Source organism: Limosilactobacillus fastidiosus, assembly GCF_014145505.1.
Lineage (GTDB): Bacteria > Bacillota > Bacilli > Lactobacillales > Lactobacillaceae > Limosilactobacillus > Limosilactobacillus fastidiosus.
The window spans coordinates 1-13,530 of sequence record NZ_JACIUZ010000003.1; the positions used below are offsets into that span (position 1 = coordinate 1).

A 13,530-nucleotide genomic window follows, 5' to 3' on the forward strand; every position below is an offset into this window, starting at 1 on the left:
TCTTGGTTTAATTACGAGCGAATTTCATTGAATAAGAAAGGATTGACTCCGGTCGAATATCGGAATCAATCCATTAATTAAGATTTAATAAAATGTCTAACTTTTCTATGGCACTTCAGTTTGGAAATTCCAAGCCTGGAGCCTTATTCAGTAATCAATTAAATTAACGTAAGACGTATTTTTCAATTGCCTTACCAACACCGTCATTATTATTAGTATCAGTAATAACGTCAGCAACCGCTTTTGTTTCTGGAATTGCATTTCCCATTGCAACGCCAATTTCGGCATATTTAATCATTGAATTATCATTTTGAGCATTTCCCAATGCCATTACTTCATCTTGTTTAATTCCGAGTTCATCACTTAATGCTTTAAGAGTACTTCCTTTACTTGCCCGATGATTAACAATTTCTAAATAGAAATTTTCACTGCGGATCACTGTAAACCGATTCCCGAACCTTTTAATAAATTTATTTTGAATTTGATCTAGTTTCTCTTTATCACCAAGCATCATTCCTTTAGCTATTACATATTGATCCTGCATATGAGCTAGTTCATCAAGTGACCGAATGCGAACAGGCATACTTACTAAATCAGACTCGTGGATTGTCCATGGACTAAGATCGCGGTTTGTTGTATAGATATAGTTTCGAGATTCAAATTGAGATTTGACGTCATTCTTTGTACAGAATGCTTGCCAGTCAATATAGTCATCGAAAGTTAATGTATAGTTAACCATAACTCGTTCGTTGGTGGATTGAGCAAGGGCCCCATTGAAACTAATGACGTATTCGTCGTCTTGATGGTTTAAGCCGAGCTCTGTAAGGTAGGCGTCAACACCAGTCATTGGACGGCCGGTACAAAGGACAATTTTAACTCCTTGTTGTCTTGCCGCTTCGAGGGCCCTCTTAGTTTTTAGTGTGATTTGTCGTTGATCATTAATTAATGTTGCATCAATATCGATTGCTACTAGTTTGATTGCCATTATTTATGCTCCTTTGAATTAATAATATGGTTATTTTGAATATAACTTTGAAATTCTTCGTAAATTGGTTCAAAGATTTCAATATCCTGGTGTTCATTAAGCATTTCTTTTGGAAAGAAGAACCGCTGATCCCCGGCCTCTTTACCCGAAACACTAGCTACAAGCGTACTAACTTGGGATAGCTCAATTAAATTACCGTTGGGTTGGATCAATTCAATTTGGGTTTGGGGATTTGAATTTTGCGGGTTATAGGTGTCATAAGGAAGCTTAAAACTATCGTTGACAGCGGTATAGTAGTCACTATTAAAACCGGCAGTCTGGATTAACTTCCGTAATTTTGGTAAGAGTGGTTTAGATTTTTCATCATATAGGGCGGACTTTAACGGCCGACGATTAAGAAATCTTCTAGCAAGATCGTTTAAAATTTCATCTTGAGAATGAGTCCAGTGATTAAAGTACGTCGTCAAAACACCATCATCAAGTGCCAGATAGTCATCTAGGTTAAAGTGGTTATTGAAAAATGGCATTAACATGTAGGGGGTAAATTCAGGCTCAAACTCACTTGGATGTTGGTAAATATAATTAGCCCGTTTTAAAAGGTGGTCGAGGATCACTTCCATTGATCTTGAAACAGGGTGGAAGTAGATTTGTAGGTACATTTGCAGGCGACTAATAATATAGTCTTCAACTGCATGCATCCCTGAAATATCAAAGGCAATTCCGCTCCTAATTGGTCGCATCATTAATAGTACCCGGTCTAAGTCAAACTTTCCGTAATTAGTTCCGGTATAGTAAGAATCGCGCTGGAGATAGTCCATCCGGTCGGCATCAACTTGGCTAGAGATCATCTGGACAACTTGGGGATTACGGTAGGTATGATCAATTACACTAGCAACTTCTTCAGGAAAGGTTGGTGAAACTCTACTAAGGATCTGATTTACATTAGTTGAAGGATTAGTAATAATTTCCCGGGTAATTGCTTCATGGTTGGTATGGAATATATGTTCAAACGTGTGAGAATATGGTCCGTGACCAAGGTCGTGTAAAAGAGCAGCGCATAGAGCAACTGGACGCTCACGATCATCCCAAAGACCGTCTCCAGATTTCTTGGTGGGATAATTTCTTTGGAATCGATTGCACATTCGCCGGGTAATCTCATAGACGCCCAGACAATGGCCAAAGCGAGAATGTTCAGCTCCATGAAAAGTTAGAGACGAGGTTCCTAGCTGTTTAATTCGGCGTAATCGTTGGAATTCAGGAGTATTAATCAAGTCGAGTAGAATCTGGTTATCAACGATAATTTGTCCATGAATCGGATCACGGAAGACCTTTTCTTTAGCTAATTGTTCATCCTGAAAGGACATTTACTTACTCCTCTCTTTGAAGGCGTTCTTGAAGGCGATTGATTGTTGTAGATTCTTGTCCAAGGTATTGGATAAAGTTATCTGACCACATTACTTGTCGTAATTGTTGATTGCCACGATCAATAAAGACGTTCAGTAAACGTTGCTTGGCATCATTAAGGCTTAAGGATCCCCCGATTAACTCCTCAATGGTGGTCATGGCAGTCGGCCAGATATCAGGAAAATGCCACCTGTTTTCTTCTTCTTGAAGTCCTTTAGAATAGAAGTTTCTGATTATTTCTCCTCGTAATGTTTGAGGTCCGTTGATACTCAAGTAAAGCATGATAACTACACCTGACTTGTTTCGACGTTGGGACATTCCACCGATCTTTTGACCATTGACACTTAAATCAAATGTTCCTGGACAATATGAATGAGTGATTTCACCAGTCTTAACTGTAATTTCTGGAAAAGCTACACTGACTACATCGGTCATTACTTGATAGGCTTCATCAATCTTTAGTTCCCTACCAATGATATGCCAAGGAAGAAAGATTGAGAAGTTGAGAATACCGGAATCACTTGCAACTGCAAGACCACCTGAGTTGCGGATAAAGTAGTGGATTCCCTTGGCCGAAAGATAGTTTAATGCGGTTGGGAGGTGGGGAATCCGTTGATCTTTTAACCCTAAAATTACCGTGTTTTCTAGAGTCCAAAAATGAAGAACGGGGGATATGAGTTGCTCACTTACTTGTAGCAGTGCATTTGTATACGTAAATGAACTCAGGTTATTCTCTGGCTTTAGTGGTTGACAAAAAATTTCAACATGTTGATTTGCGATGTTAATCATAACTAATTCTTCTTTTCTATAATCACTAGCATTATTCAATATTTTCATTATACTAAACTAGGTAGAATAATAACATTCAGAAACAAAAAACAGTTATAATCGAGACAAGAAGTTATAAGGAGGTCCTAAGTATCAAACGTTCAGTACCAGTTCATGTCCAGTTAACGACCACGATGGAGCAAGATGGTCAACGGGATCAATATCACTTTGATGAAGAAGGTCAATTCGTTGAATTAAACGGAAAGTATTACCTCCGTTACCAAGAACACCAAGACGGAACTATTACTCCTGTTCAATTTCGTTTGGGGACAGAACAGCTCCATTTAAGACGAAGCGGGGTTCATGAAACAAATTTTAAATTTCAATTAGTCGAACCAACTAAAACTCATTACCGGACAGAATATGGAATCATTGGAATGATGGTCACAACAAACCGTCTAGAAGTAGAATTTGATCCCAAAAATGTTAATGGATCAATTGATTTGGAATACCAGCTAACTGCAAACGATCAATTGATCGGAACTTACCAAGTTCAATTGCAATTTGCTGCATAGCATTGTATACTGTAGTTTAGACTTTTGAAGGGATGTGCACCAATTTGGATTTAAAGATTTTTGACGGCCAAGACAAATCAGAACTTTCAATGATCGAAGTTGCCCACGCTATTCTCGCACACCACGGCGAAGCAATGGCATTTGTTGATTTAACTAACGAAGTTCAACAATACCTTGGTAAGAGTGATGAAGAGATTCGTGAACGACTTTCACAGTTTTACACTGATTTGAACATCGACGGCAGTTTTATCTCCCTCGGTGATAACACTTGGGGTCTACGTGCATGGTACCCATATGAATCAATCGACGAGGCAACCGTTGGTGAAAATGAAGACGAAGAAGAGGACGATCGTCCAAAGAAGAAACGTCGAAAGGTTAATGCCTTCTTAGCTGATTCTAATTCTGATGATGACGTGATCGATTATGATAATGACGATCCTGAAGATGAAGATCTTGACGATCAAGATGATGACGACAACACAGATTATGATGATGACGACGATGACGATGATGATTACAGTGATGATGGACTTGATGACGGCATCGAAGGTCAATTATCTGAATTACATGACGATGACGACGATGATGAAGAATAATTTTTAATATTTTGTTCTTGACTATCTAGTGGCGAGCCTGTATTATCTTTCTTGGGCGCCTGTGAGACACAGGTAATCGTTCGTTAAAATGTTGGCTCCCTGTTTCAGTGGAAATGGGGAGTCTTTTCTGTTTATTAACCCCATTAAAAAAACAAAAGGAGAAAATTACACGATGACTAAATACATTTTTGTAACTGGTGGAGTTGTATCATCACTAGGTAAGGGGATTGTTGCTGCTTCCCTTGGTCGCCTATTAAAGAACCGTGGCTTAAAGGTTGCTATTCAAAAATTTGACCCTTATATTAACGTTGATCCAGGAACCATGAGTCCATATCAACACGGGGAAGTTTTTGTTACCGATGATGGTACCGAAACTGATTTGGATTTAGGTCATTATGAACGTTTTATTGATAACGACTTAAACAAGTACTCAAACGTTACTACTGGTAAAATTTATTCTGAAGTATTGCGTAAGGAACGGCGGGGTGATTACTTAGGACGGACCGTACAAGTTATCCCTCACATTACTAACGCTATTAAGGATAAGATTAAGCGTGCTGGTGAAAGTACTGATGCTGAAGTCGTTATTACCGAAATTGGTGGGACAGTTGGGGATATCGAATCTCAACCATTTATGGAAGCAATTCGTCAAATGAAAGAAGAAGTTGGCGATGACAATGTCTTATATATTCACACCACATTAGTCCCATACCTTCGGGCCGCAGGTGAAATGAAAACTAAGCCAACCCAACACAGTGTTCGTGAATTACGTGGTTTGGGTATCCAACCTAATATTCTGGTAGTTCGGACTGAAAAGCCAATCACTGATGAAATGCGGACTAAGATTGCCTTGTTCTGTGATGTTGATCCCAAGGCCGTTATTGAATCAATGGATGTTAATACTCTTTACGAGATTCCGTTGAACTTACAAAAACAAGGGATGGATCAATTAGTGGTAGATCACTTCGAGCTTGATTGCCCAGTTGCTGATATGCGTGAATGGACTAACATGGTTAATCACATTGAAAACGATCTGAAGAAGACTGTTAAGATTGCCATGGTAGGTAAGTACACTGACTTACAAGATGCTTACATTTCGGTTAACGAAGCTCTTCGTCATGCGGGGTACCCGGTTGATGCTAAGGTTGAAATTGATCACTTCAATGCTGAAAACATCAACGAAGATAATGTGGTTAATACCCTTAAGAATTATGATGGGATCCTTGTTCCCGGTGGTTTCGGAAGTCGGGGAATTGAAGGGATGATTACCGCAATTAAGTATGCTCGTGAAAACGATGTTCCTTATTTGGGGATTTGTCTTGGGATGCAAACAGCATGTATCGAATACGCCCGGGATGTTCTTGGTTACAAGGATGCTAATTCAACTGAATTCGATCCAAACACTAAGCACAACATCATTGATTTAATGTCAGACCAGGAAGATGTTGAAGACATGGGAGGAACCCAACGCTTAGGTGCTTACCCATGTAAGTTAAAACCAGGTACAGTTGCAGCAGCTGCTTACGATAATCAAAAGATGATTAGTCAACGGCATCGTCACCGTTATGAATTCAATAATGATTACCGTCAAGAGATGGAAGACAATGGTTTAGTTGTTTCTGGTGTTAATCCAGATCGAAACCTAGTTGAAGTGGTTGAATTACCAGACAAAAAGTTCTTTGTAGGTGCACAATATCATCCAGAATTCAAGTCACGACCAAACCATCCAGAAGGATTATTCAAGGCCTTTGTTAAAGCGGCCGTTGAAAATAAGAATAATTAGTTTTTAAGTACTCTCAAGGTAAGTGAGAATTCCCATTTATCTTGGGAGTTTTTTATAAAAATAGCTATTCAAAATTATTTAAGATTGTCTACAAAAGGTTGTAATTTGTTAAATTTTTAATTATTATTGTTACTGACTGTTTTGATTGAGAAACTGTCAATATTTAGTTAAAATTAAATTAAAATTATTATAAAATTATAGAAGTTTTAAGTGAGGAAACACGGACATGAAAAGAATGATCATTCAAGGAGGAAACCGACTCTCGGGTGAAGTTACGATCGGTGGTGCCAAGAACAGTACGGTTGCTTTGATCCCAGCAGCAATTCTAGCTGATACTCCAGTTGAATTTGATACTGTTCCAGATATCTTGGATGTTCACAACTTAATGATCATTTTGGAATCGATGAATGTTAAATCATCATTTACGCATGGGTTTTTGGAAATCGATCCGACCCAGATCATTGAAGCTGAACTTCCAAGCAAAGCAATTAAAAGTTTACGGGCTTCTTATTACTTTATGGGTGCTCTTTTGGGACGGTTCCATCGGGCAACGCTAACCTTTCCTGGTGGCGACAATATTGGACCGCGGCCGATCGATCAACATTTGAAAGCTTTTAAGGCATTAGGGGCCTCTGTTAGTGAAAATAATGGAACCGTTCACCTTGATGCACCAAACGGCCTTCACGGAACGCGAATTTTCTTAGATATGGTATCTGTTGGGGCAACGATTAATACAATTTTGGCTTCAGTTCGCGCTAAGGGAACAACTGTGATTGAAAATGCCGCAAAAGAACCGGAAATTATTGATTTAGCAACATTTTTAAATAATATGGGTGCACAAATTCGTGGTGCTGGGACGGATACAATTCGGATTACTGGCGTTGATACATTACAATCAATGAATACCCATACAATCATTGCAGATCGAATCGAATCTGGAACTTATTTAGCAATGGCAGCCGCTGTTGGTGATGGTGTGATGGTGCATAACGTGATTCCAGAACATTTGGAGTCATTTACCAGTAAGATGATTGAAATGGGGGTTGACCTCCAAATCGATAGCGATAAGATTTATGTTCCTCGAGTTAAACATTTAAAGGCAATCCATGTTAAGACAATGCCATTTCCGGGATTTGCGACGGATTTACAGCAACCACTTACACCACTAATGTCGCTTGCTGATGGGGATAGTACAATTGTTGATACGATCTATCCAAAGCGGGTTAAGCATATTCCGGAATTACAAAAGATGGGAATGAATATTGAAGCCCATGACGGAATGATTGTGGTTAAACATACTGATCACCTTCATGGTGCTGAAGTAAGTGCCGGTGAAATTCGTGCCGGTGCTTCGTTAACAATTGCTGGGTTAATGGCTGAAGGAACAACCATTATTAATAATGCTGGTAATATTCTTCGGGGCTATGACCGAATTGTGTGGAAGTTAAACCGTTTGGGAGCACAAGTTTCTATCGAAGACGATAGCTCAGTAAAAATTTAATTAGTCTATTGCATCGATAATTAATTCATGTTATCCTGATAGGGTTGATTATCTATGTTTCAGGCAATGATTCATGGCAAAGGAGCGTAATAAATTATGAAACAAGGAATTCATCCAGATTATCATCCAGTAGTATTCCAAGATGCTTCTACTGGCTACAAGTTTCTTTCTGGTTCTACTGTAACCTCAAGTGAAACTGTCAAGTGGGAAGACGGTAATGAATACCCATTGGTACGGGTTGAAGTTACTTCTGATTCACACCCATTCTACACTGGTAAGCAAAAGTTTACTCAAGCAGATGGTGCTGTGGACAAGTTCAACAAGAAGTACGGTCTCAAGTAAGACTAACTTTATTTGTTCAAAAAAGACGTTGGGATTTCCCAGCGTCTTTTTTATTTAAATTGGTGTAGGCAAACACCTAAGGTTATGTATAATGAAATTAGTTTTTCAAAAGGAATGATGATTTATGCTTCGACGTGTAATAGGGGCAATAATGAGGTTAAACGAATACTCGTTTTTTCGGGTAGTTCGTCAAACACTATCAATGCTATTTCCCTTTGCCTTATTAGGATCATTCTCGCAAATGATCTACCGAACTTTTCTCAGTCAAAATGGTTTATTTTATAACATCGCTTACTTTGGTGATTGGGTTCCTGATTGGTTGATGATTGGATTACAGTCTGCTTTTATTGGAATTGATAAGATTATCTTTAACCTTTTTGGGATATTGGTAGCATATGCGGCGGCTAAATATACCGCAAGAATTTATCATCGGGATTCCCAATTAGCCGGAGTAACGGGAATTATAGTAATGCTGATCATTGCGTTTGATTATGGCCACGTTGCGATCGACCGGGCAACTAATTTTAATTGGCGTCTTTTAGGAACCCAGAGTCTATTAATTGCCTTGATCGTTGGTTATGCGATTGGGCAGATATATCATTGGCTAGGGGTTGAACGTAATTTTCAAGGGACTAATCAGATTATTAGTGTTCGTGAGCGTTCATTATATGCGATGAAGCCATTAGTAATGTCAGTTATTTTAGCAATGATTTTCACCTATATCTTGAATTTTGGTTGGCTGAGTAATGTCCTACGAAATGTTTATTCGCAGATGGTTTCGGTTGGTCAAAATAACCAGGGGATTTTACTTACAATTGCTGGAAAAATGTTAATAACGACTTTTGATTGGCTCGGTTTAGGTTCTGTGACTAATTCAGGAATGATTTTAAGTGGGGGACCATTTGCTAGCAATCTTAGCTATGCACTTCGCCATGGTTCAGCATGGAATATTCCTCATCCATTCTTTGGTGGTTCCTTATATAACTCTTTTGCAAGTTTTGGCGGCAACGGATTGTTGCTTGCTTTAACTGTTGCCATTATTATTTCTTCACGGAGTCAGGGACAACACCAGGTAGCTCGGTGGACATTACTCCCCACTCTCTTTAATTCAGAATACGCTGCAATGATTGGGCTCCCAATTATTATGAACCCTCTTTACTTGTTTCCAATTTTATTACTTCCAGTTGTGAATATTGTGATTGCAGCTGGAGCAATTGCGATTCATTTGATTCCACCGACACCATATCCGGTTTTAATTGGGACACCAGGACCGCTAATCAGTTTCATTGCCAGTAACGGTAATTGGCTCGTATTGCTCTTTACGTTGGCCTTATTCGTCTTAGATGTTTGGTGCTTTATTCCATTTGTTAAAATTATTGATCACTTTGAACAAAAATTGTATTTAGACCCTTCGGAGGTGGATTATTATGCTCAAAATTGAGGAAAATCCACGCAAGAAAAGTCGTCAAATTTTAATTTCGCTGATAATTGTGTTGATTTTAATTGCATTACCGACCTATATTTGGATGAAACACAGTAACAAATATTTAGCACTGCAAGAAAAATCACGAATGTCACCGGTGATTATGGTTCCTGGTAGTTCTGCAACTAAGGAACGATTTAATCAGTTAATTCGGATTCTTAATAAGAATACTGAAAAGAAACATAGTGTTCTAAAGATGGAAGTCTATAATAATGGAAAGATCACTTATAACGGAACAGTTACGCGAAACGATAACGAACCATTTATTATTATTAGTTTTGAAAATAATAAAGATGGTCTTTCTAACATTAAAAAGCAAGCATCAATGTTAAACGAGGCATTTAGTGAACTAACTAACCAGTACTATTTCAATAATTTTAAGGCGTTTGGTCATTCAAATGGTGGTTTAATTTGGACATACTGGTTAGAACATTATTATTCAGAGTATGATGACCAAATTAAGATTAAGAGTTTGATGACCTTGGGAACACCGTATAATTTTGCGGAAAAGTCAATTAATACGCCAACGCAGATGTTTACGGAGCTAATTAAATATCGGGATAAGCTTCCGAAGAAACTAAATGTTTTTTCAATTGCCGGCACGGAAAATTATGATTCAGATGGTCTAGTCCCTGAGGAAAGTGTTCAAGCTGGTAAATATATCTTTCAAAAGCGTGTTGCTCATTATACAACGATGACCGTGACTGGAGATGAAGCACAACATTCTAGTCTTCCACAGAATAAACAAATTGTGAAAATTATTGAGCAGTATCTCCTTGACGGTAAAAATCCTAATAATCCGGTTAATCGGCGAGGAGCTAGTCAGAATAACGATGATCGCTAAACTGTTCAAAAGAATAAAAACGGGTTATACTATTGCTAGCTTACTAAATGAAAGGAAATTCTAAAGGTGAAACAACAAAAAAGAAGAACTCGCGGTTGGCTTCGCTGGACTGCGGTAGTCATTCTCCTACTAATTGCGTTGGTCTTGATTTTTAACCAACAGATTAAGTACTACTTAACAGAAAGTTATCGCCCACAAATTACTAGGCAAGCAATTCAAAAGAATCAAGCTAAGCAAAGTAGTGCTAATTATGACTATAATGATGCTCAAGATTTGAGCCTCCAAACAGTGGCAAAAGCACGAGCGAAAAAACAGCCGATTAATATTATTGGTGAAATTACTGTTCCAGCAATTGACCTGACGATTCCAATTGCTAATGGGGTCGACAACACAACGTTAGCTTTGGCGGCCGGAACAATGCGGCCCAATATGAAGATGGGTGAGGGTAACTATGCGTTAGCTGGTCATAACATGGCTAATGGTAGTAAGGTTCTTTTTTCACCACTGTACTCTAAGTCTAAGGTCGGTCAGAAAATCTATATTACTGATTTGAAGAATGTTTATAAGTATAAGATTTATGAACGGAAAATTATTGATCCATCAGAGGTTGAAGTAGTTAATAATACTAAGAATAAGATTATTACCTTGATTACGTGTGATGAAACAGGAGCTCACCGGTTAATGGTCCGGGGGAGCTATGTTAAGAAGATGCCCTTTAATAAGGCTCCACAACAAGTCCAGCATAACTTTAGCAGTAAGTACACTACTGGAAGAAATTCATAAACATAGGAGGGCTCCAAAGTTCGGTATTCGAACTCTGGAGCCCTTCTTGCATTTTTAATAAGGATTACGTTAAATTACTTTTCTACCTTTTTAGCTTCATCCATTGCCTTCATTAAAGAAGGGTTCTTTGAATGGCAGTCCTTAATCATTTGGTAATCTTCTTCACTTAATTCTACAACATACTTTGCCATATTGAGGGCCTCACTTTCCAATAATCGTAACTATACTATACCACAACAAATTAGTGGAATTTGATGAAAATTTACTAAGCTCGAACTTCATTACTTAATTTAGTTAACCAATAGGGAAGTGCTTCTGCAAGATTTTGATATGTATCTTCAAAGCGGTGAGTATACCAAGGATCAGGGATAATGGTTCCAACTTTACCTGGGACAATGTCATATACTTGGTAGATTTTATGGCGATCATTTACTGGTGCCATCTGTAAGAGGTTTCGTTTATTCATGTCATCCATGCAGATAATGTAGTCTGCAGAATCAAAATCATTTTTGGTAATCGGCCGTGAAATAAGGCCAGCTGGATCTAGATGATGGTGGCGCATTATTTTTTGTGCACCGGGATGTGGTGAGTTACCTTCTTCTTCATTACTGGTTGCTGCAGAGTCAATTTCAATTTGATTACCTAAATTCTTTTCTTCAACCATTTGGCGAAACATTGCTTCTGCCATTGGAGAACGACAAATATTACCGAGACAAACAAAGAGAATCTTCATTTTAACCACCTCATTGATAATTTTCTCTATCATACCGAATTTGCTAATATTTTGCTAAATTAGTGACTTAGTTATCGCCCAGTAGCCATTGATTTGGTATTATAGTTGATACTGAAATAATAAGTTAAAAGAGGAGGAAAAGAATATGATGGTGATGATGATTGTGATTGTAATTATTATATTGTTAATTGCACTGTATGCTGGTTTATATAATGGCTTGGTCCAATTACGAACTCACGCTCAAGAATCTTGGAGCCAAATTGATGTTCAGCTTCAACGACGGAATGACTTAATTCCTAACCTTGTATCAACGGTTAAGGGGTACAGTAAATATGAAGCAAGTACTTTAGAAAAGGTTACTCAACTTCGGAGTCAGTTGGAAACTATTCCTTATAGTGATCGAGCACAAAAAATGGCAGTTTCGAATGAATTAACGGGAACATTACGGTCACTATTTGCAGTTGCGGAAAACTACCCTAATTTAAAGGCTAGTACCCAGTATCAATCATTGATGGAAGAATTAAGTAATACTGAAAATAAGATTGCTTATTCTCGGCAATTATATAATTCAACCGTTGCCAACTTGGATGCTAAGATTCAATCATTTCCTAGTAACATCATTGCTAAGATTCACCACTTTAAGCAAATGGACTACCTTCAAGTCCCTAAAGAAACAAAGGTAGTTCCTAAGGTTTCATTTGATGATTAGGTGATAAAGAATGTTGTATCAACAAATCGCAAGAAATAAGCGGAAAACGATCTTAGTATTAACCGGATTCTTTATCCTTGTTGCGTTAATCGGTGCAGCAATTGGCTACCTTTTTGCTGGAACTACTGTTGGTGGAATTATTATTGCAGGAGTCTTGGTAGCTATCTACATGTCAGTAATGATTAGCCAATCGACTGAAGTAGTGATGAGTATGAACAATGCACATGAGATTCATTCGGCCCATGAAGCTCCAGAATTATGGCATGTGGTCGAGGATATGGCGATGGTTGCTCAAGTGCCAATGCCACGAGTGTTCATTATTAATGATCCAAGTCCCAATGCCTTTGCAACTGGTAACGATCCCCAGCATTCAGCCGTTGCTGCAACTACTGGACTACTTCAAATTATGAATCGGGAAGAACTTGAAGGAGTTATAGGGCATGAAATAAGCCACGTTCGGAACTATGATATTCGTCTTCAGACTATTGCCTTAGCATTAGCCTCTGCAATTACAGCCCTGGTTAACTTTGCGGGTAACTTTTGGTGGTTTGGAGGGAGACGCTCTAATGACGATGATAATGGTACAGTAGGTATTTTGACCATAATGGGTTCAATCTTCCTGATTATCTTGGCGCCTTTAGCAGCTTCGATTGCTCAAATGGCATTATCGCGAAATCGTGAATATTTAGCAGATGCTGGTTCTGTAGAATTAACGCGAAATCCTCAGGGCCTTATCAGTGCATTAGAGAAATTACAAAATGCACAGCCGATGAAAGATGTAGCGCCAAGTAGTTCATCATTATATATTAGCGATCCTGAGCTTAACAGGCATCATAAACGGATTGCCCACCTCTTTGATACCCACCCGCCGCTTGAGGACCGGATTAAGCGGTTGGAAGAAATGTAACTGTTAACTTAATAGATTAAATCTAATAGTCACCAGAAGCTAATCTGTTTACCATGATTCAGCATCTGGTGACTTTATTATCGTGCTGCTTTTTAATCTATTCGTGACGTGATATAA

At 38.4% G+C, this 13,530-nt stretch carries 15 protein-coding genes; 11 read left to right on the forward strand and 4 right to left on the reverse strand.

Going from position 1 to position 13,530, the window contains the following annotated elements:
- Positions 1-81 (forward strand): IS3 family transposase (locus H5R64_RS08670; protein ID WP_182582467.1); only part of this gene is annotated, 81 nt, incomplete at its 5' end.
- Positions 82-163: 82 nt separating this feature from the next.
- On the opposite strand, the gene yidA is transcribed toward H5R64_RS08670, so the two are convergent.
- From yidA to H5R64_RS00040, 3 genes are read right to left on the reverse strand one after another with little or no spacing between them, the layout of a single operon-like run.
- Positions 164-985, reverse strand: coding sequence for a sugar-phosphatase (yidA, locus tag H5R64_RS00030; RefSeq protein WP_182582433.1), 822 nt, complete (start codon positions 983-985; stop codon positions 164-166).
- Positions 985-2,349 (reverse strand): HD domain-containing protein, encoded by a 1,365-nt coding sequence (locus H5R64_RS00035; protein ID WP_182581463.1) that lies wholly within the window; start codon positions 2,347-2,349, stop codon positions 985-987. Before H5R64_RS00035 ends, yidA begins: the two co-directional genes overlap by 1 nt.
- Before the next feature lie 4 nt (positions 2,350-2,353).
- Positions 2,354-3,178: a lipoate--protein ligase family protein gene (locus tag H5R64_RS00040; protein ID WP_182582435.1), complete on the reverse strand. Its 825-nt coding sequence runs from the start codon at positions 3,176-3,178 to the stop codon at positions 2,354-2,356.
- A 131-nt stretch (positions 3,179-3,309) separates the two neighbouring features.
- Here H5R64_RS00040 and H5R64_RS00045 point away from each other — a divergent pair, with 131 nt between their 5' ends.
- The 8 genes from H5R64_RS00045 (at position 3,310) to H5R64_RS00080 (ending at position 11,064) form a co-directional block, all read left to right on the forward strand.
- Positions 3,310-3,732, forward strand: a complete 423-nt coding sequence (locus H5R64_RS00045; protein ID WP_182581547.1) for a DUF1934 domain-containing protein — start codon at positions 3,310-3,312, stop codon at positions 3,730-3,732.
- A 44-nt stretch (positions 3,733-3,776) separates the two neighbouring features.
- Positions 3,777-4,328, forward strand: coding sequence for a DNA-directed RNA polymerase subunit delta (gene rpoE / locus H5R64_RS00050; RefSeq protein WP_182581461.1), 552 nt, complete (start codon positions 3,777-3,779; stop codon positions 4,326-4,328).
- Between the two features lie 172 nt (positions 4,329-4,500).
- Entirely contained in the window at positions 4,501-6,111 is a 1,611-nt protein-coding gene (locus H5R64_RS00055) for a CTP synthase (RefSeq protein WP_182582437.1), read from the forward strand.
- Positions 6,112-6,337: 226 nt separating this feature from the next.
- Positions 6,338-7,612 (forward strand): UDP-N-acetylglucosamine 1-carboxyvinyltransferase, encoded by a 1,275-nt coding sequence (locus H5R64_RS00060; RefSeq protein WP_182581459.1) that lies wholly within the window; start codon positions 6,338-6,340, stop codon positions 7,610-7,612.
- Between the two features lie 96 nt (positions 7,613-7,708).
- Positions 7,709-7,954, forward strand: coding sequence for a type B 50S ribosomal protein L31 (locus tag H5R64_RS00065; RefSeq protein WP_182582439.1), 246 nt, complete (start codon positions 7,709-7,711; stop codon positions 7,952-7,954).
- 151 nt (positions 7,955-8,105) lie between these two features.
- Positions 8,106-9,395: a PTS sugar transporter subunit IIC gene (locus tag H5R64_RS00070; RefSeq protein WP_182582441.1), complete on the forward strand. Its 1,290-nt coding sequence runs from the start codon at positions 8,106-8,108 to the stop codon at positions 9,393-9,395.
- Positions 9,382-10,281: an alpha/beta hydrolase gene (locus H5R64_RS00075; protein ID WP_182581456.1), complete on the forward strand. Its 900-nt coding sequence runs from the start codon at positions 9,382-9,384 to the stop codon at positions 10,279-10,281. The genes H5R64_RS00070 and H5R64_RS00075 overlap by 14 nt, the downstream gene beginning before the upstream one ends.
- 66 nt (positions 10,282-10,347) lie before the next feature.
- Positions 10,348-11,064 (forward strand): class A sortase, encoded by a 717-nt coding sequence (locus H5R64_RS00080; protein WP_182582443.1) that lies wholly within the window; start codon positions 10,348-10,350, stop codon positions 11,062-11,064.
- A gap of 265 nt (positions 11,065-11,329) precedes the next feature.
- On the opposite strand, the gene H5R64_RS00085 is transcribed toward H5R64_RS00080, so the two are convergent.
- On the reverse strand, positions 11,330-11,797 hold the full coding sequence (locus tag H5R64_RS00085; protein ID WP_182581454.1) for a low molecular weight protein-tyrosine-phosphatase: 468 nt from the start codon (positions 11,795-11,797) through the stop codon (positions 11,330-11,332).
- A 148-nt stretch (positions 11,798-11,945) separates the two neighbouring features.
- Between H5R64_RS00085 and H5R64_RS00090 the strand changes: the two genes are divergently transcribed.
- Positions 11,946-12,506, forward strand: a complete 561-nt coding sequence (locus tag H5R64_RS00090) for a LemA family protein (protein ID WP_182582470.1) — start codon at positions 11,946-11,948, stop codon at positions 12,504-12,506.
- 10 nt (positions 12,507-12,516) lie between these two features.
- Positions 12,517-13,413, forward strand: a complete 897-nt coding sequence (htpX, locus tag H5R64_RS00095; RefSeq protein WP_182582445.1) for a zinc metalloprotease HtpX — start codon at positions 12,517-12,519, stop codon at positions 13,411-13,413.
- The last annotated feature ends 117 nt before the right edge of the window (positions 13,414-13,530 follow it).